The organism is Iodobacter arcticus, from assembly GCF_042664895.1.
Classification (GTDB): Bacteria; Pseudomonadota; Gammaproteobacteria; order Burkholderiales; family Chitinibacteraceae; genus Iodobacter; species Iodobacter arcticus.
Genome location: NZ_JBHTBQ010000001.1, coordinates 137,408 through 164,008, shown reverse-complemented (window position 1 = coordinate 164,008; position 26,601 = coordinate 137,408). Strand labels below are relative to the sequence as shown.

The 26,601-nt window shown below is 50.1% G+C and carries 19 protein-coding genes and 1 tRNA gene; 5 read left to right on the top strand and 15 right to left on the bottom strand.

The window, feature by feature from the left end:
* The first annotated feature begins 34 nt into the window (after window positions 1-34).
* Window positions 35-1,630 (top strand): GMC family oxidoreductase, encoded by a 1,596-nt coding sequence (locus tag ACFQNF_RS00700; RefSeq protein WP_380185357.1) that lies wholly within the window; start codon window positions 35-37, stop codon window positions 1,628-1,630.
* Window positions 1,631-1,721: 91 nt separating this feature from the next.
* On the opposite strand, the gene ACFQNF_RS00695 is transcribed toward ACFQNF_RS00700, so the two are convergent.
* The 8 genes from ACFQNF_RS00695 to rplU all read right to left on the bottom strand — a co-directional run bounded on the left by ACFQNF_RS00695 (window position 1,722) and on the right by rplU (window position 10,730).
* Window positions 1,722-2,894: a THUMP domain-containing class I SAM-dependent RNA methyltransferase gene (locus ACFQNF_RS00695; RefSeq protein WP_380185356.1), complete on the bottom strand. Its 1,173-nt coding sequence runs from the start codon at window positions 2,892-2,894 to the stop codon at window positions 1,722-1,724.
* Entirely contained in the window at window positions 2,891-5,713 is a 2,823-nt protein-coding gene (locus ACFQNF_RS00690; protein WP_380185354.1) for an ATP-binding protein, read from the bottom strand. The genes ACFQNF_RS00695 and ACFQNF_RS00690 overlap by 4 nt, the downstream gene beginning before the upstream one ends.
* Window positions 5,713-6,360, bottom strand: a complete 648-nt coding sequence (locus ACFQNF_RS00685; protein ID WP_380185353.1) for a hypothetical protein — start codon at window positions 6,358-6,360, stop codon at window positions 5,713-5,715. Before ACFQNF_RS00685 ends, ACFQNF_RS00690 begins: the two co-directional genes overlap by 1 nt.
* Before the next feature lie 85 nt (window positions 6,361-6,445).
* Window positions 6,446-7,096 (bottom strand): hypothetical protein, encoded by a 651-nt coding sequence (locus ACFQNF_RS00680; RefSeq protein WP_380185352.1) that lies wholly within the window; start codon window positions 7,094-7,096, stop codon window positions 6,446-6,448.
* 81 nt (window positions 7,097-7,177) lie between these two features.
* The gene (locus ACFQNF_RS00675; protein ID WP_380185351.1) at window positions 7,178-8,449 is read right to left on the bottom strand and encodes a hypothetical protein; all 1,272 of its coding nucleotides are present in this window, start codon (window positions 8,447-8,449) and stop codon (window positions 7,178-7,180) included.
* Between the two features lie 230 nt (window positions 8,450-8,679).
* The gene (obgE, locus tag ACFQNF_RS00670) at window positions 8,680-9,906 is read right to left on the bottom strand and encodes a GTPase ObgE (protein WP_380185350.1); all 1,227 of its coding nucleotides are present in this window, start codon (window positions 9,904-9,906) and stop codon (window positions 8,680-8,682) included.
* 197 nt (window positions 9,907-10,103) lie between these two features.
* Window positions 10,104-10,382 (bottom strand): 50S ribosomal protein L27, encoded by a 279-nt coding sequence (gene rpmA / locus ACFQNF_RS00665; RefSeq protein ID WP_125975387.1) that lies wholly within the window; start codon window positions 10,380-10,382, stop codon window positions 10,104-10,106.
* A gap of 36 nt (window positions 10,383-10,418) precedes the next feature.
* Window positions 10,419-10,730: a 50S ribosomal protein L21 gene (rplU, locus tag ACFQNF_RS00660; RefSeq protein ID WP_046351465.1), complete on the bottom strand. Its 312-nt coding sequence runs from the start codon at window positions 10,728-10,730 to the stop codon at window positions 10,419-10,421.
* A gap of 273 nt (window positions 10,731-11,003) precedes the next feature.
* On the opposite strand from rplU, the gene ACFQNF_RS00655 reads away from it, so the two are divergent.
* From ACFQNF_RS00655 to ACFQNF_RS00645, 3 genes are all read left to right on the top strand, one after another.
* Window positions 11,004-11,966, top strand: a complete 963-nt coding sequence (locus tag ACFQNF_RS00655; protein WP_380185348.1) for a polyprenyl synthetase family protein — start codon at window positions 11,004-11,006, stop codon at window positions 11,964-11,966.
* Between the two features lie 57 nt (window positions 11,967-12,023).
* A tRNA-Pro gene (locus ACFQNF_RS00650) sits at window positions 12,024-12,100 on the top strand.
* A gap of 277 nt (window positions 12,101-12,377) precedes the next feature.
* Window positions 12,378-13,949: a methyl-accepting chemotaxis protein gene (locus tag ACFQNF_RS00645; protein WP_380185346.1), complete on the top strand. Its 1,572-nt coding sequence runs from the start codon at window positions 12,378-12,380 to the stop codon at window positions 13,947-13,949.
* A 64-nt stretch (window positions 13,950-14,013) separates the two neighbouring features.
* On the opposite strand, the gene ACFQNF_RS00640 is transcribed toward ACFQNF_RS00645, so the two are convergent.
* From ACFQNF_RS00640 to ccoG, 7 genes are all read right to left on the bottom strand, one after another.
* Entirely contained in the window at window positions 14,014-15,240 is a 1,227-nt protein-coding gene (locus ACFQNF_RS00640) for a maltoporin (protein WP_380185344.1), read from the bottom strand.
* Window positions 15,241-15,668: 428 nt separating this feature from the next.
* Window positions 15,669-17,315 (bottom strand): alpha,alpha-phosphotrehalase, encoded by a 1,647-nt coding sequence (treC, locus tag ACFQNF_RS00635; protein ID WP_380185342.1) that lies wholly within the window; start codon window positions 17,313-17,315, stop codon window positions 15,669-15,671.
* A gap of 292 nt (window positions 17,316-17,607) precedes the next feature.
* The gene (treP, locus tag ACFQNF_RS00630) at window positions 17,608-19,065 is read right to left on the bottom strand and encodes a PTS system trehalose-specific EIIBC component (RefSeq protein ID WP_380185340.1); all 1,458 of its coding nucleotides are present in this window, start codon (window positions 19,063-19,065) and stop codon (window positions 17,608-17,610) included.
* A 296-nt stretch (window positions 19,066-19,361) separates the two neighbouring features.
* A complete protein-coding gene (treR, locus tag ACFQNF_RS00625) occupies window positions 19,362-20,066 on the bottom strand; it encodes a trehalose operon repressor (RefSeq protein WP_380185339.1) in 705 nt (234 codons plus the stop codon).
* A gap of 709 nt (window positions 20,067-20,775) precedes the next feature.
* Window positions 20,776-21,669 carry a BRCT domain-containing protein gene (locus tag ACFQNF_RS00620; RefSeq protein ID WP_380185338.1) on the bottom strand — a complete coding sequence of 298 codons (894 nt, stop codon included), beginning with the start codon at window positions 21,667-21,669 and terminating at the stop codon, window positions 20,776-20,778.
* Between the two features lie 137 nt (window positions 21,670-21,806).
* A complete protein-coding gene (locus tag ACFQNF_RS00615) occupies window positions 21,807-23,219 on the bottom strand; it encodes an aminotransferase-like domain-containing protein (RefSeq protein WP_380185336.1) in 1,413 nt (470 codons plus the stop codon).
* 14 nt (window positions 23,220-23,233) lie between these two features.
* Window positions 23,234-24,595, bottom strand: coding sequence for a cytochrome c oxidase accessory protein CcoG (gene ccoG / locus ACFQNF_RS00610; RefSeq protein WP_380185334.1), 1,362 nt, complete (start codon window positions 24,593-24,595; stop codon window positions 23,234-23,236).
* A 680-nt stretch (window positions 24,596-25,275) separates the two neighbouring features.
* On the opposite strand from ccoG, the gene dgt reads away from it, so the two are divergent.
* Entirely contained in the window at window positions 25,276-26,514 is a 1,239-nt protein-coding gene (gene dgt / locus ACFQNF_RS00605) for a dGTP triphosphohydrolase (RefSeq protein ID WP_380185332.1), read from the top strand.
* Window positions 26,515-26,601: the final 87 nt, after the last annotated feature.

Sequence of the window (26,601 nt, the reverse complement as noted above, 5' to 3'; positions counted from 1 at the left end):
CCCCCTGCTGCAGTCGTAACAATGGAGATCGTGTATGCCGCAATTTGATTATGTTGTAGTAGGAGCAGGCTCTGCTGGATGTGTCTTGACCAATCGGCTGGTATTAGCTGGGCATCGTGTATTGCTGATTGAAGCTGGCCCCAAAGACAACACCCCATTTATTCATACACCCAGCACTTTTATTCGTGTGCTAGGTAGCAAGCGCACTTGGCTCTATCAGAGCGAGCCACAGGCTTCAGCAGCAAACCGGCGAATGATTATTCCCCAAGGGCGCACCTTAGGTGGCAGTAGCTCGGTTAATGCCATGATTTATATTCGCGGCAATCCGCAGGATTATGATGATTGGCTGGCGCAAGGCTGCACCGGCTGGGGCTGGGATCAGGTGTTGCCGGTTTTTAAGCGCGCAGAATCTAATCAAAGGCTGGCAGGTCATTATCATGGGGTAGATGGCCCCTTAAATGTAAGCGATGCCCGCCATCGACACCCCTTTAGCTTGGCATTTGTCAAAGCCGCCCAAGAAGCGGGGCTGAGCTATAACGATGATTTCAATGGCGAGCAGCAGGTCGGCGTGGGGTTTTATCAGACCACCACGCATGAAGGACGACGGCGCAGCACTGCAGCAAGCTATCTGGCCGCCGTGCTTAATAATCCCCTATTAACCGTGGCGAGCAATTGCCATGTCAGCAAAATTATTTGTCAGGATGGAGCTGCACGCGGAGTGATTTACCACAGGGCCAATGGCGAAGAAGTAATGGCTTATGCACAAAAAGAAGTGATTCTGGCAGCAGGGGCCTTGGCAACACCTAAAATTTTAATGCTGTCGGGCATTGGCCCTGCTGCTCATTTAGCCGCCTTAACCATCCCTCTAGTTAAAGACTTGCCCGCAGTCGGGCAAAATTTTCAGGATCATCTGGAAGTTCCCATCTATGCGCGCAGCAAGCAGGCCATCAGTTTATTAGGGCAGGATAAGGGCTGGAACGCGATAAAAAACGGTTTGCAATATCTGCTCTTTAAAACAGGCTTGCTGACTTCCAATGTGGTGGAAAGCGGTGGCTTTGCCGATACCTCAGGCAGTGGGCGCGCCGATGTGCAATTTCATGTTTTGCCGGTTTTAGTGGGGGATGCCGATCGCGAGCCAATTGCGGGCCATGGACTGTCGCTAAATGTCTGCTTTTTACGCCCCAAATCACGTGGCACACTGACTTTGCGCTCAAACAATCCGCTCGACCCGATCTGGCTAGATGGCGGATATTTATCACATATTGAAGATGTACAAACCTTAATCAGAGGCGTTAAATTGGCACGCCGCATTTTGCGCTCACCCTCGCTGACTAAAGTGATTAAACGAGAATTACTACCAGGAGCGGAGGCCAATATATCGGATGCAAGCCTAGAAGAACACGTTCGCCGCTATGCCAAAACGGTCTACCACCCTGCTTCAACCTGCAGTATGGGCGTCTCTGAGCGAACATCGGTCGTTGATCCCCAGCTGCGCGTGCATGGTATTTCGCAGCTACGCATTTGCGATGCGTCCATCATGCCTACGCTTATCAGCGGCAATACCAATGCCCCCGTGATTATGATTGCAGAGCGCTGCGCTGATTTTATCTTGCAGCAAGATGGTGATTAGAAAGAGTTTATAAAGCAGATGAAAAATCTTGAACTACGGGGCAGAGGAAACACAGCACGCACTGTGTTTCCTCTGAAAAGGCAGGCAGGGATTATTCGTCTGAACCAGTAGGTTTGCGACGCATACCGCCTGAAATCATGATGTATTCAAACAAACGACACTCTAAGCCACCGTTATATAAAGGTGTGCGCTTAGACGCCTTAAGACCCATATGCTTGGTGATATCCATATCGGCAGTCAGGAAATAAGCTCTCCAGCCTGAGAAGCGCTTTTTCAAGGCATCTCCCCACTGAGGGTAAAGAGCAGCCAGCTTTTCTTTCTCATCCAAACGCACACCATAAGGCGGATTAGATATCCACACGCCTGGCATATCAAACGGCGGCTTAGCATCCATCGCGTTCAATTGTTTTAGATGAATGGTGTCGTCAAAGCGGGCGTAATCCAAATTGGCTTGGGCGTGGGCAATTGCAGCCGTTGATACATCGCTACCATATATAGGGAAGATTTCTTTAGTTTCAGCCGCTTTTGCCGCAGCAACTTGCTCTTGCCACATTTCTTCGCTGTGCAAACGCATCTTTTGGAATGCAAATTCGCGGCGCGCGCCCGGTGCAATTTTGCGTGCAATCATGGCGGCTTCAATGAGGAAAGTCGCCGAGCCACACATTGGATCGTATAGCGCTTCGGCAGGTGTCCAGCCGATCAAGGCCAAAATACCGGCAGCAAGGTTTTCGCGCATCGGTGCTTCGCCGGTTTCAATACGATAGCCACGCTTAAACAGCGCGTCACCTGATGTATCTAAATAAAGAGTGGCATTGCGATCGGTCAGATAAAGCTGGATACGCATATCTGGCTCGGCGGTATCCACACTCGGGCGCTTGCCGCCTTTCAAACGGAAACGATCACAGATACCGTCTTTAATCCGCAGAGCCACAAATTCTGGGCTGCGAATCTGCGGCACACGATAAGCAGTAACGCCCACCTTGATGGTGCAATCCACAGAAAACATTTCGGCCCAATCTAAATCACGCGCCATGGCGTAAAGATCGTCTTCTGTTTTCCAGCTTTTTTCTGCCACGCGCCAAAGAATACGGCTGGCAATACGGGACTGCAAATTGGCTTCGTACATCAAAACCCAAGAGCCAGCAAAACCCACGCCACCATCGGTGGCTTTGATCTGATCAGCGCCAAGTGCTTCTAATTCAGCAACGAGTGGCCCTTCCAGACCTCGTGGGCAGGGGGCGAAAAAATGGAATACTTGTTTCATACGATCAGCTCTTGTTGTGCAGTTTCAACCCGGCGACGAGTTTGAAGAATAAGTGGCGCCCAAGTATCCCCCGGGCGCTTTTTACGTGTGGTCAGCGTCAAATCAGATGGCGCGTAAACATTGGTGTTATGCGTCAGCGGCGTGGTAATTAAATACTGCGCCTGCGTGGCTTTCAGGAAAGCACCAACGCGATCAATATTAAAGATATCTAAGTGAGCAAACGGCTCGTCAATAAACACAAAGCCCGATGGATTGGCATCATCCATCATCAAGCCAATCAGCAGAATCAAGGACTTCATCACCTGCTGGCCGCCCGACGCTTCACCGTCGTTCATACCCATCATGCCTTTCTGGTCAAAATTGAAACGCGCTGCCAAGCCCGCTTGCGCCAGTACCGCATCGTCATTATCCAGATGCGGCATTTCCGCTTCTACATCAATCCCTGCCAGCTCACCCAAGCGAGCAATATTGCGGCAGTAAGCACGTACTGTGGCACGCAGCTTATTAATATAGGCGGCACGCGCTTCATGCGTCAGATCCCCAGTACGTTGTACTTCTTTGTAATGGACTTCGGCATCGTTTTGCACATTGTCATAATCTTTTTGCAGCTTTTCGCGGCGGGCCAGAATCGTTTCGTCGGTTTCCCACTGGCCATTAGCCAACTGCTGACGTTGGCGTTCTAGCAAATGCTGCACTTCACGCACGCTGCCAAATTGTTCACGCACGGCATTCAGTGCGGATACATCGCTTAGATGATCCTGCATACTCGTTTTTAGCTCGCGCAGCTGGCGCAATTGCTTGTGGATTTCCAGCTGCTGACGCTGTGCTTGATCTTGCTGATAATTAACTTGCCCAGCCAAACGCTCGCGCTGATCTTTGCTACGCTCAAAACCCACGCGCAACTCTTCACGCGCATCTCGCGCGGCTTCCCAAGCGGCTTGTGCTGCAGCCAGCTCAGCCCCCAAGTTTTGTACCGACGCTTGCTCGCCTGGAAAACGTGCTGCTGCTGCGGCAAATTCTTCCTGACGCGCGGCCAGTTGCACCACCGCCTGCATTCCCATCAATTGCTCGGTATGGGCGCTGATATCACGGCTTAAATCTACATCACGCGATTCTGCATCTAAGATTTGATGATTTAATACTTTCAAACGGCTCAGTGCATCGCCTAAGCGTGATTGCCGAGCGGCCTCACCAAAAGCAAAATCACTCGGGCGCACGCTAATATCGCGGCCACCACGGCGCTCTTTGTGATAACCCTCTTTGGTGATCCAATCACCATCGACCTTGCCACCTGCTTCAACAGTGACAACGCGCTGAGTACGATTAAGCAATTGCACTACCCAGCTTGGCGCATCGCCATTGAAATCGACCACTTCCAGCACCGAGCCTTTATTGGCACGCGGCACAGGCTCGCTATCAGGCACGATAAAGTGACGGTAGCGTAAGCGCTGGGCAATTTCCCATGCACGATTTCTATCGCCAGCACGCTTGAGCAATACGATATGACGATAAGGAGCCAGCAAGGCTTCTACTGCCTGCTGCCAGCTTGCATCGGTGACTTCAACGATTTCAGTGAGCACTTGATGCGGAATCGCCGCCTCATCCAAGGCTGAACGCATATTGCGGGTAAAATCTGGCGAAGGCGCTCTACCCGCTTGCAGGGTATTTTGCATATCGGCCAACTGCTGGCGCTCTTCTTTAGCGGTACGCAGCCACTGCCTTAAGCTGGCAAGCTGCTCTTTTAAAGCCAGTAATCGATCATTAATGCTGACCGCATCACGGCCATGTTCTGACTCGGCCAGCTCACGCAGGCGAGTTTCTTCTTTCAGCAGTTTTTCTGTATCACGGGCCGCATCACGCACCTGTTGAAACAGTGCAAAGTGATTATCGTAAGCCTGCTTGGCTTCACGCTCGCCCACCAAAGCGGCTTCACGGCGCTGATCGAACTCCGAATACGCCAGATTTAACTCATCCAGCTCTTGCTTCTTCGCCCGCAGATTAGTGCGCGCAAGGCGGAACTGCTGCAATCCCGCCAGCAAGCCATCCCACTGCTCTAAATATTTAAGACCCGGTACAACATCTTTTTCTAGGCGAACCACATCACGTTGCAATGCCTGCCATTCCAAAAAGCTATTGGAGCGCAGCTTCATCCGCTCTACATCTAGCCCAATCTGGGCCATCTGTTGCTCGACTTTACCCAGCTCGCCTTCGGTTTCTTTTAGGCGCAGCTTGGCTTCCTGATAATTATCCAGCACCTGCTTATCGCCAAACACCTGGAAAACCAAATCCAGCAAAGCCTTAGGGCTGTACTCACACAGCTTATCGGTGTCGCCCTGCTCTAGCGCCAATACTTCGGCAATCGCCGCAGTCAGGCCCGCCGATTCAAGACGGCGCTTGTATTCATTCACCCCTAGCCATTGCAGGCCGCCTTCAGTTTCTGGCGTTAGCTCAACCACGCCTTCAGCGATGGCGTAATGGCGCACCCAGTCACCCCCCTGTTTTTTTACACGGCAAAACAACGTGACTTCAGGGCTGGTAATTGGGAAAAACAAATAGGGAAATAGGCCACCTTCGCCACGACGTGGGTTGGAAACCACACCACGCAGCCAAGCAAAGTTTTCTTTATTATTGCGAACATAGCGCTTGTAATCACGGCGGCCCGAGCAGCGCAAAGCCAGCAGGGTACGCAGCGCATCCAACATAGTCGTTTTGCCTGAGCCATTTGGCCCGACAATAGTCACAATCTGGGCATCTAGCGGCACACGAATCGCACGCCAGAAATCCCAGTGAACCATTTCAATCTCACGAATTTGAAACATTAGTCCTCAACCTGCTCTGCCACATGGACAACATCAATCTTCAACAAATCAGCCAAAGCACCATTAATAATCCGTGGAGCTAAGCGTGCGTAATCGATCATCAGATCAAGCAGCGGCCCTTCAAAGATCATTTTATTGCGGCGATTAATAAAGCCGAGTTTGGCAAGCTGGCTTAAATTCATAGAAAAGCGCGCCTTACCGCCGAGTTTTTTACCAAAATCAGCGTAAATCGCTTCTTCAGGAATACCCGGAGCCACCTCATCACCAAACTCAATCGGCGATGCTTCGCCAAACATATCGTCAGGGTCAGACGCCGACAGGGCAATCTGGCGCTGGCGTTTTGGCAAAACAATCAAGGCCCAGACCACGATCAGCAAGGCAATCGCGTCCCTTGGCATGCCCATATTATTGGACAACCAGTTTTCGCCCTCGCCGAACACCCAGTCTTCCATCTCGGTAGCAAGGCCAACGGCGATATATTCTGCGTAGGGATTTTCTAAGAGGCGCAGGCCACAACCGGCCAGCCGGTGATCCAGCGATTCACGGAACGCTTCGTCAATCAAAGCGCGCCGTGCTAAAGGATCTTTGCGCGGTAAAAAACGATGCGCCAAGAGGCGCGCGACCAAAATATTAAGAGCTTGATCCATGTACACCCATACAGATTTAGAACGCCAAAATTAAACAAATAACAGAACGGCGGGGCTTACTCAATACAGCAACACTCATACTCGACTAGCCAAGCAGCTCAGCCAAATGATGCGGCTTACCCAGCATGGCTTTTGCCAGCTCTTCACAGAGCACGGGCGTACATTGTGCAGGGCTTAACAGATGCTGATCTTCGCCCAGATTAGCCAGATTGCGGAGATTTAAACGAATCTTGCCGGTTTCATACACCGCATCAAAACGAAAACGTGTTGGCACCAAAGGCTCAATCGTGATCGCCGAGCGGATAAACTTACCATCCGGTGCAGCTTGGATTTTTTCTTCCAGCTTGCAGCCGTACTGCCACATCTGCTCTTTTAAGTGTTTGGCCGCACTTTGTGATGAGCAAACGGTGCGTAAAGGCTCCCTACCCTGCCACTCAACAATGAACTCGACATAATCAGAATGATCGCCGCCTTCAAGCGATTTATTGCGCGAATTGGCCGCAGCCAGCGTCATATTCATTTGAGTAAACTCGCCCACTCCCCATACCCGATAGGTATGCGGGCTAGCCGGTTTAACCACCTTAAGCTGATTGGCCAGCTCGTAAAAATAAGCCAAGACCGCACGCATCGCGCCATCAATCAGGCCCAGATTGGCAAGATAAACACGTCTTTGCTCTGCGCTATCTGTTTCTACTGACGCGGCTTGCTGCTTCAGATCATCCAAAAGACCCATCATGCACTCCACAACGATTTAATCAGGCTGAAAGCCTACCTTATTAATACTGTCAAATACAGAAAGCAATACGCACAATTTAACCTAAGGTACGTTAACAGGGCGTAAACGACCTCGGCTAATTGCGGCCACTTCTATATGCTCAAGCAACTCCACCCCTTCCTCTGCTTCTAGGAACAAAGGCAGGCGAACTAAATCTGCCACCACACTTTGTTCTAGCGCAGCATCGGCGTCGCCAAGCAAAGAAAGCAAAGATAAGCGATAAGCTGTTACGTTGTAAGTATCCGCCACCACTTGTTCAAATAGCTCGGCCGTGCCGCCACGGGCAGCCAGTGCGCCCAGCTCTTCAAACAGCGCTTCTGCATCCAGAAGGCGCTCTACTTCCATCGCTTCAACGTCTTCTGCTATTTCGCTCGATGGCAGGGCGCTCTCGATATATTCAAGCCGCTCACGGCTCACCAGCTCGTATTCAGAAATATCTAATAGCTCATCCGCCGTCACAAACACGGGCTCAGGATGGAAGATCAATAGATCACGCCCCAGATCAGCCAGTTCGTCCTGATCAAGGCGGCGTAGCCAATCGGCCACATTGGTAGAGGTCAGCCCGGATTCACCCAAATGCACGCGCTGAGCGGCCAGCTCGCTTAAACGGCGCTGAAATACGCTGGTTAAACGCAGCATACGGCTTTGTGCGGTGGCAATGGCTTGCGCCTGATTCAGCGTCAGCAGATCCAGCGTGTCATCATCCAAAATGGCATGCATGACTTCAGTGCCTTTCTCTACCCACTTCCAGACACTTTCCAGCTTAGATTGCGCCTTGCGAATTTGGAACTCAGATTGCGATTCAAGTGCTTCTTCAAAATCGCGATAAAGCTCGTTCAGCCTAGCCAAGAGGTGCTGCAACGCTTCATGCGCCACACGCCCAACCGACTGCCCCGCCGCCACTTGCGCAGTTAAATACCCTAACTCGGCATCGCCATCCGAAAACTGCACCAAAGTGCCGATAGAGGCTAAGGCAATACGGCCTGGCTCGGATAAAGAATAAAGCTGCTCATCCGAATCCCATACCAAAAGACCGTTATCGCGAATCCGCTTTAGAACGGTCTCAAGCTTTACAGGATTGATATAAGCAAAGTGCGCTTGCAAATCTTGCGGCGTCCAGCGCGGCGCTTGTGCACGCGCACCAATTTCACGCAACACCAAGAGGCGCACCATGACTTCTTCCTCACCCCCACGAAAGAGCGTGATAAAAGCGTCTAAATAGGGGCGAGCGCGGATCAGCCCTGCCAATGGCGGCAGATCGAGTGGCACAAAGCCAGGCTGAAAAAATTCTAAGAGAGCGGAGTCGTTCTGCATGTGACCGGCAGATGAGTACAAAGGGAAGGGAGCTTAACGCGTACACCCCGCAAGTGCCAGCCCGAACATTTCACGTTCAAGCCAGCACTGAGGACTTGGTTCGAAATAACTTCCAAAGTAGAACAGTTTGCACTGGTAGGCCGGGTACAACCCGCGGGTTTCACCCGCCCTACAATTTACAATAAGGGAAGTTAATACGAACCGGATCCTTAACGGAGTATTAAATCTAATTACGCGCTAGCGCTATCGTCAGAAGCCAGTAAATCTTCCTGTGTAGCGGCAACTTTTGCAGCTTCTTTGGCGGCTTCTTTTACCGCATCAGCCGCCGCTTTTGCAACAGCCGCAGCTTCACGAGCGATTTCTAATTGTTCAGCACGAATTTTGTCTTGATTACGCGTGTAAATACGCGCGGCTTCTAGGTAATCCATGATCGCGTAAGTGAGATCGCGACAACCTTCGCCTGTTAAACCAGAAATAGTAAACAAGCGCGGCTGCATTGGATCAAACGCTTCATAGGCATCATGACTCCCAGCTTCCCAGCCATAGGCTTTTAAGAAGTTAGCCACACGTTCGCTCCGCTCTTCTTCCGGAATCATATCCAGCTTATTGAGCACCAGCCAGCGTGGTTTTTTATGCAGCTCTTCGTCGTATTTACGCAGCTCTTCAACAATTGCGCAGGCTTCAGCCACTGGATCGGTCGATTCATCAAACGGAGCCAAATCAACGATGTGTAGCAAAATACCGGTACGTTGCAAGTGCTTCAAGAAACGATGGCCCAGACCAGCCCCCTCAGCCGCGCCTTCGATCAAGCCCGGAATATCGGCCACAACAAAGCTGCGGTTATCATCGATACGCACTACGCCCAGGTTTGGGAATAAAGTGGTAAACGGATAATCAGCCACCTTAGGTTTAGCTGCAGAAACAGCACGAATAAAGGTAGATTTACCGGCATTTGGCATACCCAGCAAACCAATATCAGCCAGTACTTTAAGCTCTAAACGCAGCTCACGACGCTCGCCTTCTTCGCTTGGCGCAGTTTGGCGCGGTGCGCGGTTTACAGAGGATTTAAAGTGCAAATTACCCAAACCGCCCTTGCCGCCTTTGGCGATCACAACGCGCTGGCCGCTTTCGGTTAAGTCTGCAATGAGCTCGCCTGATTCAGCGTCTACAATCGATGTGCCCACTGGCATGCGCAATTCAACATCATCGCCGCCCTTGCCGTAACAATCTGCACCGCGACCGTTTTCACCATCACGTGCTTTATATTTTTTTACAAAACGGTAATCAACCAATGTATTGATGTCTTCATCCGCAACCGCCCAAACGCTACCACCGCGGCCACCATCGCCGCCGTCCGGCCCACCACGAGGAATAAATTTCTCACGGCGCATACTTGCGGAACCACTACCACCCTTGCCGGCAATGGCTTCAATTTTTGCTTCATCAATAAATTTCATGCGTAGAGCTCCAACAAAATACTTTAGAAGACTGCCCGCTTGTTTTGGGCAAGGCACTGTTGCTTGTTATTTTTTTAGTCACGTTTAGCCCAATGTAGGCAAAAAAACAACAAGCAACAGAACCAAAACTTCCGATAGAAAAAAAGCCCCATCCATGATGGACAGGGCTTTAAAATATACCAGTATTGCTTAATAAATTAAGCAGCTACTTCTTCACCAACGTAAGGCAAGATGGTTACAGTGCGACGCTTCAGAGCGCCTTTCACTGCATATTTTACATAGCCATCTTTCAGCGCAAACAAGGTGTGATCCTTGCCGATACCAACGTTATCGCCTGGGTGGAATTCTGTACCGCGCTGACGCACGATAATAGAACCAGCAGGAATTAATTCGCCGCCGTAAACCTTAATACCAAGTCGTTTTGAATGTGAGTCGCGGCCGTTACGTGAACTACCGCCAGCTTTCTTGTGTGCCATGTTGCAACACTCCTACTGAATTACGAAAAGGCGGAATTACTTAACAATCGCGTCGATACGCAATTCAGTGTAATTCTGACGATGGCCTTGATGGCGCTGATAATGCTTACGACGACGCATTTTAAAAATGGTCACCTTATCGCCACGACCGTGTGTTACCACGGTTGCGGAAATAGATGCACCAGCTACCAGTGGGGCACCAATCACCACTGCTTCACCGTCTGCCACCATCAATACTTCATTCAGTACGATCTGGCTGTCGATGTCTGCAGTAATCTGTTCTACTTTAAGTTTTTGGCCGACGACAACTTTATACTGCTTGCCCCCGGTTTTTACGACTGCATACATAACAAGCTCCATTGGAGAGTTTGGGTCTTGCGCTTTACTACCTGTCACGCCCTCTATTATAAATAGCGCGAGCAGCAAAACGTCTTCCCGAATCGGGAAACGCGCGATGCTACGCTGAACAACTAATTAAGTCAAGTACTTACCCACAGCGACGACGAGCGCCACAGAGGTATGGCGGCAATCTCCTATAGCTAGGGCAGAGCGAAGAGTCGAAGTTTCTGCTAACATGCGCGATTAATTCATGCACGAGCAGTACGGGGCACAAGCGTGGCAATGGCGTTCGTAAAATCAGTTATCGGCGAAGAAATGCAGGCAGTGGATCAAGTGGTTCGCGATCGCCTCTATTCTGACGTCATTCTAGTGCGGCAAGTCGCCGAATATATTGTGAACTCTGGCGGCAAACGCCTGCGTCCGATGATGGTACTGCTATCCGCGAAAGCCTTAGGCTATGAAGGCACCCATCACCGCGAGCTGGCTGGCGTCATCGAGTTTATTCATACCTCGACGCTACTGCACGACGATGTGGTCGATGAATCCGATCTGCGCCGTGGCCGCGATACCGCCAATGTGCTGTTTGGCAACGCCGCATCTGTTTTAGTTGGCGACTTCTTATACTCGCGCGCGTTTCAGATGATGGTGAGCTGCGGTTCCTTGCGAATTATGCAAGTGCTGGCCGATACCACCAACATCATTGCCGAAGGCGAAGTGCTACAGCTAATGAATATCGGCAATGTTGATATTGATGAAACCGCTTATTTAAAAGTCATTCGCTACAAAACAGCTAAATTATTTGAAGCAGCCGCCCGCCTTGGTGCCATCCTTGCCGAAAGTGATCCTGATACCGAAGATCGCATGGCACGCTTTGGTATGCATTTAGGCACCGCCTTCCAGATTATTGACGATGTATTAGATTACTCTGGCAAAACCAGCGAAATTGGCAAAACCCTCGGCGATGATTTAGCAGAAGGTAAAGCCACCCTGCCACTGATTCATGTAATGAGCCACGGCACGGCAGAGGCAGCAACGATTGTTCGCACCGCCTTGCAACACGCCAACCGTAATGAATTACCAGCCGTGCTCGCAGCAGTACAAGCCAGCGGCTCTTTAGAATACGCACGTGCTGTTGCTGCCCAAGAAGCGCAACTGGCTAAAGATTGCTTGGCAGGATTGACGATGAATCCCTACCTACAATCGCTACTGATATTGGCCGATACCTCGATTAATCGAAACAGTTGACAAGCGGTACTAGCTCAGTAATAATGCGCACCTCTTCGCAGCAATGCGATAGAGATTCGGGGCGTAGCGCAGCCCGGTAGCGCATCTGCTTTGGGAGCAGAGGGTCGTGAGTTCGAATCCCACCGCCCCGACCAAATATTAAAACCTCAAGACTTCGGTCTTGGGGTTTTTTATTGCCTGTTATTTCTAGCCACTCCATCACACATCCACCATTACCCCTATAAGGCTTAGGGCTTATATCCATTGTCAGCCTATGCCATTTAGAAGTAATCTCTAATATTCTACCCTTGCATCATATCTAATCATTGCATATGGCTTAGCCGCTTTAAGTGCGCGCAACGATTGTGATCTGATTCAAGCCGGTAAGACCCGTCATGATTATCCTCAGCCAGCCCTCTATTGGATGCCGTAATGCGCAGCAATTTACCAATTACCGAACACGAAGTCGCCGTAGACCCACGCCGCCCCATTGTGAGCAAAACAGACTTAAAAGGCCGGATTAGCTACGCCAACTCTTCTTTTAAAGATATTGCAGGCTTTAACGACGCAGAGCTACTGGGCGAGCCACATAATCTGGTGCGCCATCCATTTATGCCAAGCAGTGCTTATGCAGATATGTGGCAAACATTAAAAAAAGATTTACCTTGGCGTGGCATTGTTAAAAACCGCTGTAAAAATGGCGATCATTATTGGGTAGAAGCCTTTGTAACGCCCATCCGTGAAAACGGTCAGAAAATTGGCTATATGTCGGTGCGCAACACACCGAGCAGGGCGCAAATCTCTGCGGCCGAAGCGCTATATAGTAAAGTGAACGCTGGCCAAGCCACACTGCCCGCCACCGAGTGGCCACAGCAAAGCTCAATGCAGCTCAGAATTTGGCTAGTGCTAGCGGCAGTTGCCCTTCCTGCTCTGGCATCTCCTTTTGCCCTGCCACTACTTGGTGTATCTGCAGTAGCGGCTGTCGTTGGCGGCTGGTATTTAAGCCAATCGATGACCCGCCCTATTGAGCAAATCGAATACGCCTTTTCGCAGCTAAGCGAAGGCAATTTTCGCTTTGATGTAGACGCCAAAGCGCCTAAGGAATTCAGCCACCTGCTTGTGGCGCTAGAATCGATGCGGATTAATTTGCGTGCCATTATTGCCGATGTAGTGCTTGCCGGTAATCGAGTGGACGAGCGTGCGCAGGGCGTAGCAACGAGTGCAGAAGAATTACTCAAACGCAGCAGAGAGCAATCAGATGGCGTAAGCACCGTTGCCGCCGCCTTGGAAGAAATGGCAGCCAGCGTGGGTGAAATCAGCCTTGCTACACGCTTGAGCGCAGACCATGCTGCCAAAGCCAATGAGCTTGCAACACGTGGCGCAGAGGAAATGGGCGCAGCACAGCAAGCCACACAAGAAGTGGTCAACGTGGTTGATCAGGCACGCGTTACGCTGGGCCAGCTTTCTGATGCGGTGCGTGAAATCAGCGTAGTGACCAAAACCATTCGTGAAATTGCCGACCAAACCAATCTGCTCGCACTTAACGCCGCAATCGAAGCCGCCAGAGCAGGCGAAACCGGCCGTGGCTTTGCCGTAGTGGCCGATGAAGTTCGCAAGCTGGCCGAGCGCACCAGCGCCAGCACAGTAAGCATTGCCAGCACCATCAGCAGTGTTGAAGCCCGCACCAGCGAAGCCCTCGCCACCATGCGTGAAGCCGTGGCATCGGTCAATCATGGCACGGCGCAAATTGATGCCTGCACCATGACGCTGGGTGCCATTGCTGCGGCCAGCAACGGCGTAGACCAATCGGCCCGCCATGTGGCCGAGATGCTGGATCAGCAATCATCGGCCTCCGAAGAAGTGGCGCAAAGCATGGAAAAGATAAACGCGCTCACCGAAAAAAATGTCAGCCGAATTGTAGGTGTAGGCCAGACCGCATCGCAGCTCACGCAAATTGCTGGCGAGCTACATCAGCTGGTACAGCAGTTTGAAAAATCGCTGTAAATAGCAACTCAAACAGGGGCGCATTCAGCGCCCCTGTTTTTGGTCCTCAGTTTATAAAACCGCTTTACCACCAATATTCAAGCTGCACGCCGTAAGTAGAGCCATTTAAATCTGCACCAAACGTACCTGTCTTAGACATCGCAGATCCGCTATTTGCCGCATTCTGTGCGGCTTCATTCCAGCGAGCGTAGGTATAAAATAAACGCAGCTCTGGTCGGCTCCAAAATGCTTTATCTAAGGTAAACGTTGGCGCGATGGTCAGCTTGCTTAAATTGCGCGTTTGCCCATCGAAAGCCTCAACGCGATCATGGCCCACCTCGCCCACTAATTTGAAATTCTGGCTAAATGCGTAAACCGGCCTTGCACCGGCCGACCACCACGTTTGCTTGCCTGCATCGCTTTGATCCCGCTGATAAACAGCCGTCAGTTGGCCTCCGAATTCTGGCGTAGCCTGCCAATCAAAAGACTCGACCATGCGAAAACGCTTATTGCTTTGGTTTGCCAGCAGGGAGCCGGTGTAGCCCAAACCTGTACCGGGGCCAACGCCATACTGAATAGCGAATTTATTTGTACCACCCAGCCAGCCCTTTTGCTCGTGCTGCGCGGTGAGCGACCAGCCGCTATTAGCCCCGCTTACCTGCCCTGCATCTTGGATATAACTCAGACCCAGCGCCACTTCGCCGCCTTTATTCGTTGCAATGCCGCCGAGTTGAAAATCATGCTTATTGGCGTAATCGGCCTGATAAATATTGTCCTCACGCGAAAACGCGTAGCTAAGCTTTAAATCGCCGACTTTATAATCCTCAATCCCCAGCCCCGTGCCGCTTGGATTCCAGTAATAAAAGTCAGTGATATGCACATCATGGCGCTTGTAATAGCGGCGACCCGCCCACAGCGTTGCGCCATTTAGCTCGGGGATATTGCTGTATTTGGCGTAAATCTGTGGCGCTCGAGCGCTGCCATCATCAGGCTGAAAAGTGGGCGATCTATCGTTACGGTTATAAAGGCTGCCCATTCCCACCACGGTAAAGGTGCTGCCCTGCTCACTTTTATAAAAATCGTGGCTCATTTCAAGCTCGCCGTATAACTCGCACTCATTACCAAGGCGATATTTGGTCTCCGCACCCGCCAGCTGAAAACAGCTTTGCGCACCGCCAGAGCCTGTTGAAGCCCCCGAGCCAATCCGGCCATAGCCATGAAACTCGAATGCCATTGCGGGCATGGCCGTCGCCATAAGAACACCACTTAACAGCGCGGTTTTAATTGCTGTTTTAATTGCTGAATGAGACATCGCTCTACTCCTTATTTATTTTTAACAACAAACTAACAAGCAAAACGTCCCTAGCCCTGCACATTGGGAGGGGACAAAACTGCCTAAAGGCAGGAATGAGGGTGGTGTTAAAACTGGGCGGCGGAGGCTGCCCAGTGCGTGTTACCGTAAAGCTAGAAAGATCTTTTTAGTACCTTCGGCACAGTGTTTAGCTGCGGCAATCCCCCGCGCATAAGTTTGATCTGCTTGTTCCCCCTTTGAAAAAGGGGGGCAGGGGGATTTGGTACGGCATCCCTTTACAAAAATACGCAAGCCAATTCAAAGGCAAATCCCCATCGACCCCCCTTTTACAAAGGGGGAAGCAGGAGCGCCAGAGGTATTTGGCATTCTCTACAGTTCGCTGACAAAATCAAACGAACTACCCACCTCTAAAACACCCCTAAAAAATACTAAGAAGGACTAAACCTCACCATCAGGGATTCAAATGGCCGTAAATTAAACTGGCTAAAATCTGTACCAATATCGGCGTAATTCGCCAATACCCGCTCCGCCGACCAGCCAGCGGGGATGCCTGCGTATGAAAACACTGCCCTGCTAGCAGTAAAATTACTCACCACCAGCAAGATTTCATCTGGCAAGCTGCGGGTATAGGCCCAAACCGCCGGATCCTGAGCACTCAGGCAGCGGTATTCGCCGTACTTAAGCGCTGCCGATGTTTTGCGCAGGGCGATCAGCTTGCGGTAATGATGCAATACTGAATCTGCATCTGCCCTTGCGGCAGCAACATTCACCTGCTCTGGCTGGCTGGCGATGCCGATCCACGGCTCAGCGCTAGAGAAACCTGCATTCAGGCTGTCATTCCACTGCATTGGCGTGCGGGAATTATCGCGGGATTTTTGCTTAATCGCGGCCATGATTTCGGCCTCGGGCACGCCCGCTGCGCTTAGGTTTTGGTAGGCATTTAGCGTTTCCACATCGCGGTAATCGCTGATCTGGGTGAAGGCCGGATTGGCCATGCCAATTTCCTCGCCCTGATAAATATAGGGCGTGCCCTGCAGGCCGTGCAGCGTGGTGGCCAGCATCTTGGCTGATTCAATCCGATACTCGCCATCGTCGCCAAAACGCGAAACCACACGCGGTTGATCGTGGTTGCACCAGAAAATAGCGTTCCAACCGCCACCCTCATTCATACCGTTTTGCCAATCCGACAAGATGCGTTTTAGCTCGATAAAATCGTAAGGCGCAGCCACCCATTTCTCGCCATTCGGATAATCCACTTTCAAATGGTGAAAATTAAACGTCATGGATAATTCATGCCGATCTGGCCGCGAGTATTGAATACAGTGAGGCAAAGTGGTCGATGACATTTCGCCTACGGTCAGCAAATCTCGCCCAGCAAATACCTTGCGATGCATTTCTTGCAGATATTCATGCACGCGTGGGCCATCAGTATAAAAGCGGCGACCATCGCTATCGTCGTCGCTAAAATCTTGCTGCTTGGAGATCAAATTAATCACATCGAGACGAAAGCCTGCCACGCCTTTATCGGCCCAAAACTGCATCATCTCAAATACGGCTTGGCGCAGCTTTGGGTTTTCCCAATTTAAATCGGCTTGGCTTTCATCAAATAAATGCAGGTAATACTGGCCGCTGGCCGGATCAAGCGCCCACGCTGAGCCGCCAAATTTGGATTGCCAATTATTGGGCTGATCGCGCCAGATATAGAAATCACGGAAAGGGTTATCACGTCCCTTTAAAGCCTCTTGAAACCAAGCATGCTGCACTGACGTATGGTTCACCACGATATCCAGCATGATGCGTAAGCCCCGCACCTTGGCCTCGCTCAGCAACAAATCAAAATCGGCCATACTGCCGTAAGCCGGATCAATCGCGTAGTAATCGCTAACATCGTAGCCATTGTCTTTTTGCGGTGAGGCGTAAATCGGCGTCAGCCACAAATAATCTACGCCCAGCCACTGCAAATAATCCAGCCTATCCACAATCCCTAAAATATCGCCCGTCGCCCTGCCATGATGGCTGCTAAAGCTTTTAGGATAAATTTGATAAACCACCGATGATTGCCAGTCTTGCTGCATCTAAAAACTCCCTGCTTATACTGCGAATGCTTGTTTGGTGGATGGGGTTGGTGAAGTTGGGTACGTTGATGAGTTGGCGTACTGCGCTTCGCTTCGAGTACGCCCCACCTGTCGCTTCGAGCACGCCCTACATATATCGCTTTGAGCACGCCCTGCCTGTCTTCGAGTACACGTCTTCAAAACCACCGTAGGGCGCACTCGAAGCTTTGCGGGTGGCGGTAGTAGGCCACCCGCAAAGCGCAGTGCGCCATTTATTCACCCCACAAACCTCCCCCCAAAATCCACCCACTATTTAAACCGACTGCCCCGCCAACGCCGCTTGGCCTTTCCACGATGCGCGCTTGGCAAACAGCCATGTCAGCGTAAAGGGCACAATGACGGCGACTAAGGTGCCGAGCAGGAATACCGGAATATGCACCGGCACAATCGAGATAAACGCCGGTAAGCCGCCCACACCAATGGCGGAAGCTAATACGTGGTTTAGGGTAATCAACACCGAAGCGCAGGCTGAGCCAATCAACGCAGCGTAGAAAGGATATTTAAAGCGTAGATTCACCCCAAACATGGCAGGCTCGGTAATGCCGGAGAACGCAGAGATTGCCGAAGTAGACGCCATGCTTTTTTCGGTGGCGCTTTTTGCAATGCAAAACATCGCCAGCGCCGCGCTGCCTTGCGCAATATTAGATAGCGCAATAATCGGCCAGATAAAAGTACCGCCGTGGCTGGTAATCAGCTGCAAATCCACCGCAATAAACATATGGTGCATGCCAGTAATCACCAGTGGCGCATACAGCGCACCAAAAATAGCAGCACCCAGCACTGGGGCCACTTCAAAAACCTGCACCAAGCCTTGGGTAATCAACACACCGAGGCCACGCGCCACCGGCCCGATTATCGCCAAAGCCAGCACGCCGCTGATCACAATCGTAGTAATCGGCACCACCAGCAGTTGAATCGCATTTGGCACACGCGCTTTCAGCCAGATTTCTACCTGACTCATCACCCAAGTCGCCGCCAGGATAGGCAAGATCTGCCCTTGGTAGCCCACGCGCTCAACCTTAAATAGGCCCAAAATATCGAAATAAGGAATCGCTTGGCCATCTAGCCCCGCTGCAGCCTTGCCGTAATTCCATGCATTGAGTAAATCGGGGTGAACCAGCAAAAGACCCAGCACAATACCCAGCACCTCGCTGCCGCCAAAACGCTTGGCCGCCGACCAGCCCACCAAGGCAGGCAGGAATACAAAAGAGGTATTGGCCATCATATTAATCAGCTGCCACAGGCCACTCAGGCCCGGATACGCATCCAGCAAACTTTTGCCGGGGATAAACATATCCTTAGCGCCGAGCAGATTGTTTATCCCCATCAACAGGCCAGCGACAATAATCGCGGGCAGAATCGGCATAAACACATCAGAGAAAATCTTTACCAAGCGCTGCAAAGGGTTGAGCTTATTGTCGCCGCTGCCTTTTACATCGGCCACGGTAGCCGCGCTTCTACCGGCCAGATCAATCAGCTGCGCATAAACCCGATCCACATCGCCCGAGCCAATCACAATCTGAAACACGCCGCCATTGCTGAACTGGCCTTTCACCAGCTCAACCGCCTTTAGCGCCTCATGATTGATTTTGCCCTCGTCTTTTAAAGCAATCCGCAGCCGCGTAATACAGTGCGCCGCTTGCTCGATATTCTCTGCCCCACCTATTGAATCAAGGATCTGCTGTGCAATCTGCCGGTAGTCGTAGCTCATCTATCTGCCTCTTTGTGTAATATTCACAGTGACGCAAATTAACTCGTACAGACGAGTTGTGTCAATACTCGTATGTACGAGTAGTTTAATTCCAAGGATAAGTACTTAGCCTAATGCAAACCCAATACAAAAGAAGAAAATAGGCCACAAGCAGGTAAAAAAATGGCCCTGTACTCACTCAGCAAACTGAGGAAAACAGGGCCATTCAGGGCATAAAATAAAAAATAGAGGCTCGCCGAGTAAGCCGCCTACAAACACCCAATAAGGACTAAAGTAAAACCGACAGACGGTAGAAATTAACGCCGTGCAATATCAGAGAAAAAGAATTTATCTAGCCTGTGCCGGGATTCGGTGTATTCAAACTGACGGCCATCGTATAAATGAGTATGGTTTTTCACCACAATCACATGATCCATGCCGTTTAAATCCAGATAGCGGCGATCGTCATCTATACAGGGCTGGGCTTCAAATACACGCTGGGCATAGCAGATATTGAGCTTAAGCACCTTCTCTATATATTCATAAATCGAATTCTGCGCAATTTGCGGCGTAAGGCCAGGGATTAGCTCGGCCACAAAATAATTAATATCCAGAATCACATTTTCGCCATCGATATTGCGCACCCGCTTAATACGCACCAGCTCGGTTTTTTCCGGCACTTGCAAGAGCTTAGCCAGAGATCGATCGGCAGCAATCGATTGCAAATCAGCAATCTGCGTCGTCACCGCCCGCCCCAAGCGCTCGTAAGATTCTTTAAAGCTGACAATACCGCTGAGTTGAAACTCGATATTGCCCGGCTTTAAAACAAACACCCCCTTGCCGTGAATTTTTTGCACATAGCCACGCTCCTGCAACTGATCCACCGCCTTACGCACCGTACCTCTGCTTGCCGCATAGCTTTGCATCAGCTCAGATTCAGAAGGAATCTTCTCGCCCTTTTGCAAACGCTGATTATCAATATCCGCAACGATATCGGCAAAAATCTGGCTGTATTTGTTCACGCAGGGATCACTTCGGGGGAATCAAGAATATAAGAGGCAGTCTGCCTGAAACTGACTTTTGATGCCAGTTTGGGGAGGAGGTGGAGCTTGCGTTTAAGGCCTGCCTCGACCTGCAGCTGGGCAACTTCTTTATTTAGTGCCTTCGGCAGATTGATTTTGCTGCGGTATCCCCGCGGGGCATAAGTATCTACACAACTTTAGGCGTCACTTCAGAGCTACAGCTTCCCCCTTTGTAAAGGGGGATTGAGGGGGATTTGCCTTGGCTTGGTGCTTTTTTGTAAAGAGATGCAATGCAAAATCCCCCCCTAGCCCCCCTTTTTCAAAGGGGGGAACACATCAAACTTATGTAGATACTTATGTACCGTGTGGCTTTTACTTTCTACTATGGCAAAAATAACAAAGCCAAGCCACAACACCAATAGCATGAAAGCCCAGAGCAATTATTTCGGTTAATAATTCATTTAATAAAACGCATAAAAAACAAATATCACATGCCTTTCGTAGGGTGGGTTAGACAAAAGCGCTTTACCTTTGGCGTAACCCACCGCTTTTTCGTACAAAACGGTGCAATGCACTTCGTTTATTGGCGCTCTACAATATTATTTTTTTAAATAAAAATAATATTGAAAAGCCATTAGGTTACGCAATAAACCTTCTAACCCAAGCTACATGGCTAGATATAGCAATATTAAAATATTCAATAGGTGCATTAACCCTCATCAGCTACAGCATCATGAAAATCATTTTCGTGAACAAGCAAGATTCGCACACCTTGCTTGCGTAATTCAACCGCCTTCTCTACTTTTCGACCATAACAGGCATATGCCCAGAATGGGTTGCCATTAGCACCAATTATTAAATACTGCACTTCCTTTGTTAATGACGATGCAACCTTTCCTCCAAGCCTTTCTACAATTGCAATAAGAGAAGCGCGTTTATATTGAGAAGATGCTCCAGTAAAGCAAAAATTTGCTCCATCAAATTTAATCTCAGGGCAAACTGCACATAAACCTACAACACTTTGATTCTCTATAACAATAGGAAACTTTATTGCCCTATCATCCATTATTGCAATAAACTCTGAGAAAAAGCACCTAAGCAAAACTTGCTCTTCCTCATCAATTTTTTTATCTCGCATCACTTCAATAATTAGACTATCAATTTCATCATATGGCCAACAGGTTCGAAGATGTTCATGCTCTTGAAGCCATGCTGATAAACCATAAAGTTCAGCCTCCGATATGATTTCATCAGCAACAACACCAGCTAAGATTGCGTGTAAACGCTGAAGATCAGCCGTTGTCTTATTAAAAAACTCAGTTGAGCACAATTTTTCACAAAGCCAAACAATATCGTCATGTTCATCTTTCGCTAGAACTCCATCCACAATTGCAGCTTGGATAACAGGAATCAATTCCGTATATGGATGACGCCCTCTTAGATCAGAGTGTTCACTCAACCAGAGATCTAAAAAAGACAACTCTGAGGCATTAATTGAACTATCAATCGCAATGCCTTCTACGATTCCAAGAAGTGAGTTAATAGATTTCTCTAACCGTGATCGCGTCATATATTTGGCATACGGAATGTGATCTGGGTGCATAAATCCTCCAAAAATAAGGGTTAACCTATTTTAGACTTTATGTAGCAACAGCTAAGTAAAGCACAAATGCTTACAATAACAAAACAAATACATACAATTTTTTTACAAAAAACATACAAAATATAAAAATAAATTCTTCAACCCACTACCCCCTCCCCCAACCACCCCAGCTCCTGCCTTTGCCCCAAATAAAAACTAGCATTCAAGCGCATTTGCTTACACAGCGGCCCGCCTTGGGGGTAGCAGAGCCAGCCGGGGGCGAAGTGGATTCCTTGGGTTAGGGCTTTTTTTAATAGGGCGCTTAGGTCGATGGCTTGCGGCAGGGTGATCCATAGCAGGTAGCCGCCGGCGGGGATTTCTACATGGGTGCCAGCGGGAAAACAGGCGAGGATGTCGGTGCGCATGGCGTCAGTGCGTTTTTGTAATTCGGCGCGTAGTTTGGCGATGCTGCGGGTGTGTAAATCGCCCGCGAGTAAGGCGGCCAGCGCCAGTTGGCTGGGGAGTGGCGAGCTGAGTGAGCTGCAAAACTTAAGGGCGCGGATGCGATCGCTCCAGCGGCCTGGCTCTATCCAGCCGACCCGATAACCGGGGGCGATGGTTTTGCTGAATGAGCAGCAATGCAGCACAAGGCCCAGCCTGTCGTAGGCTTTAAGCGGCAGGGGGGCTTGCCCGCTAAAGTGCAGGGCGCGGTAAGTATCGTCTTCGATAATGGCTAGCTGGTGCTGATAGGCTAAATCGAGCAGCGCTTGTTTATCTGCCTCGGGCATGCAGCGCCCGCTGGGGTGCTGAAAATTGGGCATCACCAGCAAGGCGGTAATGGCTTGCTCTTGTAATAGCGCCCCAAGGGCGGGCAAATCTAAATTAGGCTCGGAGGCGACTTCGACCACGCTGATTCCTAGCTGACGAATCAGGCTAAGCACGCCGGGGAATGCAGGCGTGACTACGGCAAGGCAGGGCTTACTAATGCCTTGCACTACGGCTTGAATCGCTAGCGATAAGGCTTCCATGCCACCACAGGTAACGATCAGATTTTCCCAATGCAGATGCACGCCTTCGCTGTGATACATGCGGGCGATCTGGCGGCGCAGCTGGTCAAAACCCAACATGGGCTGATGATTAAGCGCTTGCGGATAAGACGCCATGGCCCGCATTAATTCACGATTCAGGGCACGGGTATCGAGTAGCTCGGCATTGATAAAGGGCGAGCCCCATGGCGCGGCAACGTTCTCTAAAAGGCAGAGTGGATCAAACTCGCCAGCGGCCAGCGCATCGACCTTTCTACCCTGTCCCGCCACAATCACTCTGAATGCCGCACGCGGCTCGGCCTCAACATAGGCCAGACGCTCTAGCTCGTAGAAGGCTTTTTTGGCGGTGGTCATACTGACTTGGTGCGTTTGGCAAACCGAGCGCAAGGAGGGCAGCTTGTCCCCAAGCTGGTAATCCCCCCTGTCGATGGCAAGAGTAAAGAAGTCGATTAATTGCTGAAATTTGCTCATACACTCAGGGCTGGATTGCGGCCTGACAGGCCGCTCAGCCATAGTGTAAAGCATAGGTAATTCCGGCTTCACTTTACCGCCAGAAAACTGCTTTGTGCGCTGACTTTCCACGCGGGGTGGTTGCGGCTTTTGGCGGTGAAGACAATCGGCACGCTGCCAGTGGATTGGGCGACTTCTAGCCTTACGGTAATCTGCCGGTTACTGCCTGCGGGCAGGGCAATCACTGGCTCGTCGCTATAGATCTCTACGCCGGGCAGGCCCTCTACCGTTAGCTCTAAATGCTGCTCGCTGGCCGAGCTATTGCCCAGTTGCAGGGTGTAGCTGTTTTCCAGCCAGCCACGGTTGGTTTCACGCGCAAGGATGTTTCTGTCCCTTGCGATATCCAGCTTGAGCGGCTGGCGCTGCATCAGCGAGACACTGGCAATCGCCAATACAAGTACCACGGCTAGGCCATAAAGTGCCGCTCTTGGCCGCAGCAGATGTTGCCAGCTTAAGCCCACCGCGCCGGGCTTTTGCATATTTTGCTCATTGGTAAAACGAATCAGACCGCGTGGTTTTTCGATTTTATCCATCACTACATCACAGGCATCAATACAGGCGGCACAGCCTATGCACTCGTATTGCAGGCCTTGGCGGATATCAATACCCACCGGGCAAACCTGCACACAGATATTGCAATTCACACAATCACCCTGCGGTGCGGTGGCTTTATGCTGAGCACCACGCGGCTCTCCCCGTACTGCATCGTAAGCCACCACCAAGGTTTGCTGATCAAACATCGCACTTTGGAAACGTGCATAGGGGCACATATGCTTACACACCTGCTCACGCAGCAAACCCGCCAGCACATAGGTAAAGCTGCCATAGCTAAAAATCCATAGCCATTCGATAGGCCCAAAAGACAGCGTAGGCAAAGCGCCTGCCATATCGCGGATCGGGCTAAAATAGCCCACAAAACTAAAGCCAGTCCAAAAACAAAACAGCAACATCAGCGCGTGCTTGCTGGATTTGCGCAGCACTTTTTTCACCGACCACGGCGCGGCATCCAGCTTAGCCCGCTGTGTATGCGAGCCTTCAGTCAGGCGATCTATCCACAGCATAATGGTGGAATATACGGTTTGCGGACAGGCATAGCCACACCAAATCCGCCCAGAAAGCGTGCTCCAAAAAAATAGCGCAAACGCCCCCGCCATCATCAGCGCCATTAAATAGATAAAATCCTGCGGCCAAAAATTTATCCCAAACACAAAAAACTGCTGCCGCGCCAGATCAAACCAAACCGCCTGCTGCCCCTGCCAATGCACCCACGGCAAGCCAAAGAAAATCAACTGGGTAATAATAATCATCAATACCCGCCAATTATTAAACCGCCCCTTAGTCAGGCGCGGATAAAATTGTATAGGCAAGGCTTTAACAGGCTTGGCGGACATGGCGCAAATCCAATCAGCAAAAGCCACTTTATACTTGCACCCGCAATCGAATCAAAGACACAGGCAGGCAGAGATAAAGGTACACAGGCGGTTGAATGAATCAGCTAAGCTGAGTGTGCTTTAAGGCAGGGGAAGGATTGTGTAATCTGAGAATATTAGATGTCCGCAGATGAGGGGCCTTCGTACTGGTCGGGGCAGCCTTCTTTGCTTACTAGTATTTCTGGCCGTTTAAGAAAGGTAGTCCCCACGGGGATAATTAGGCGGTGCTTCAGCTGTAGCTTCCCCCTTTGTTAAAGGGGGATTGAGGGGGATTTGCTTTTGAATTAGCTGCTATCTTTTAGTAATGATATGCCGTACTAAATCCCCCCTAGCCCCCCTTTTTCAAAGGGGGGAACACATCAAACTTGTGCAGATACTTATGCTCCGCGAGGGTGCCGCACCTAAATCAACGTGCCGAAGGCACTAAAAAGATCTTTTTGACTTTGGTTAGCGCGTATGGGGTGCAACCCGCGAGCGATGCTAAAAAATACGCGGGTTGCACCCGCCCTACGATGATTTAATGCTTGTCATTGCTTGGCCGTACCATGATGGGATTGGTTTTTAGCTAAACAAACACAGCCCTACAAATTCAAACATCCCAGCTGACATTCAGCCTGAGATTGCAGCACTTAAGGATCACCATGTACTCAGCCCAAACCATAGAATTTGCGCAGCATAAAGAAAATGAAGCCGAAAAATTAGCCTACCGCTTCCACGCCGAAAAAAGCATAGGCGGCAGAGACCGTGATAACTATATGCGCGATTACGCCCGCGTTTTATACAGCTCCTCCTTCCGCCGTCTGCAAGGCAAAATGCAGCTGCTTAGCGTAAACAACACCAAATTTAGCCGCAACCGCCTAACGCATAGCTTAGAAGTAGCCCAAATTGCCCGCAGCATTGCCATGGATTTAGGCCTAAAGTACCCAGCCGTTACCGAAACCTGCGCGCTGATTCATGATATTGGCAACCCGCCATTTGGCCATCATGGCGAGCGAATTTTGCATTCGCTCTCTAAAGAAGTAGGCGGCTACGAGGGCAATGCGCAGGCATTTAGAATAGTGCACAACTTAGAAACCAAAAGTATTCATTACTCCGGCCTAAATTTAACCCTGCGCACCATATGGGGCACGATTAAGTACTTTCATACTTCGGCAGAAAACCCGAATAAATTTCTCTACGACGATAATTATCATTTCTTAAAAGAGCAGTTAGATAAACACGATATTAAAGATATCAAAAGCATCGACGCGCAAATCATGGATATTGCCGATGAAATCGCCTATGCCGCCCATGATTTGGAAGACGCCATTAATGCCGATATGGTAGATATGGGCGAGCTGCTGTACTCGTTTAAAATTAACGAAAAATACAATAGTGCTTACGATACGTTTAAAGACATTATTGAAGCCTGCCAAAAAGAAGCCGGGGATGCTTATTTAATGCGCACCTCGGAAGAATACTCTTATATCTTTATTAAAGAGCTTACTTCAACGATTATCCATACCCTTTGCCAGGATATTGCAGTGGTGAATAATAATGGAGTTGAAGAAATAGGCTACCGCCAACACGCTAAGCTAGCGGCGGGCTTAAAGAATGTTTTATCTAAAATGATTCTTAAAAAGAAAAGCATTCTGCAATACGAGAAACGCGGCGAGAATATTATTCGTGGTTTATTTCAGGTTTATTCGGATGAGCAATATAATCCAGACCTGCAACTATTCCCTGCCGAGCTGCGCTACCGCGTAGGCAAGGAAAATAGAACCCGCCTGATTACCGATTATATATCCGGCACCATGGATGCCTTTGCTACGCAAGAATATATTAAGTATTTTGGTGAATCCGAATACAATAAATTATATAAAAACCATATTGCGCCGTAAATTTTTGCTTATTGACGGGGTTGTGGGGCGAGAGAAAAGCACCTCGTAATGACAAGCATCGAATCATCGTAGGGCGGGTGCAACCCG

Excerpts from the sequence above, each read along its gene's own strand:
- ACFQNF_RS00685 (WP_380185353.1), bottom strand. The coding sequence starts at position 6,360 with ATGGATCAAGCTCTTAATATTTTGGTCGCGCGCCTCTTGGCGCATCGT.
- rpmA (WP_125975387.1), bottom strand. The coding sequence starts at position 10,382 with ATGGCACACAAGAAAGCTGGCGGTAGTTCACGTAACGGCCGCGACTCA.
- ccoG (WP_380185334.1), bottom strand. The coding sequence starts at position 24,595 with ATGTCCGCCAAGCCTGTTAAAGCCTTGCCTATACAATTTTATCCGCGC.
- ACFQNF_RS00645 (WP_380185346.1), top strand. The coding sequence starts at position 12,378 with ATGCGCAGCAATTTACCAATTACCGAACACGAAGTCGCCGTAGACCCA.
- ACFQNF_RS00700 (WP_380185357.1), top strand. The coding sequence starts at position 35 with ATGCCGCAATTTGATTATGTTGTAGTAGGAGCAGGCTCTGCTGGATGT.
- ACFQNF_RS00615 (WP_380185336.1), bottom strand. The coding sequence starts at position 23,219 with ATGCTTTACACTATGGCTGAGCGGCCTGTCAGGCCGCAATCCAGCCCT.
- ACFQNF_RS00695 (WP_380185356.1), bottom strand. The coding sequence starts at position 2,894 with ATGAAACAAGTATTCCATTTTTTCGCCCCCTGCCCACGAGGTCTGGAA.
- ACFQNF_RS00680 (WP_380185352.1), bottom strand. The coding sequence starts at position 7,096 with ATGATGGGTCTTTTGGATGATCTGAAGCAGCAAGCCGCGTCAGTAGAA.
- rplU (WP_046351465.1), bottom strand. The coding sequence starts at position 10,730 with ATGTATGCAGTCGTAAAAACCGGGGGCAAGCAGTATAAAGTTGTCGTC.
- ACFQNF_RS00675 (WP_380185351.1), bottom strand. The coding sequence starts at position 8,449 with ATGCAGAACGACTCCGCTCTCTTAGAATTTTTTCAGCCTGGCTTTGTG.
- ACFQNF_RS00620 (WP_380185338.1), bottom strand. The coding sequence starts at position 21,669 with ATGCACCCAGATCACATTCCGTATGCCAAATATATGACGCGATCACGG.
- ACFQNF_RS00640 (WP_380185344.1), bottom strand. The coding sequence starts at position 15,240 with ATGTCTCATTCAGCAATTAAAACAGCAATTAAAACCGCGCTGTTAAGT.
- ACFQNF_RS00690 (WP_380185354.1), bottom strand. The coding sequence starts at position 5,713 with ATGTTTCAAATTCGTGAGATTGAAATGGTTCACTGGGATTTCTGGCGT.
- treC (WP_380185342.1), bottom strand. The coding sequence starts at position 17,315 with ATGCAGCAAGACTGGCAATCATCGGTGGTTTATCAAATTTATCCTAAA.
- ACFQNF_RS00655 (WP_380185348.1), top strand. The coding sequence starts at position 11,004 with ATGGCGTTCGTAAAATCAGTTATCGGCGAAGAAATGCAGGCAGTGGAT.
- dgt (WP_380185332.1), top strand. The coding sequence starts at position 25,276 with ATGTACTCAGCCCAAACCATAGAATTTGCGCAGCATAAAGAAAATGAA.
- treP (WP_380185340.1), bottom strand. The coding sequence starts at position 19,065 with ATGAGCTACGACTACCGGCAGATTGCACAGCAGATCCTTGATTCAATA.
- obgE (WP_380185350.1), bottom strand. The coding sequence starts at position 9,906 with ATGAAATTTATTGATGAAGCAAAAATTGAAGCCATTGCCGGCAAGGGT.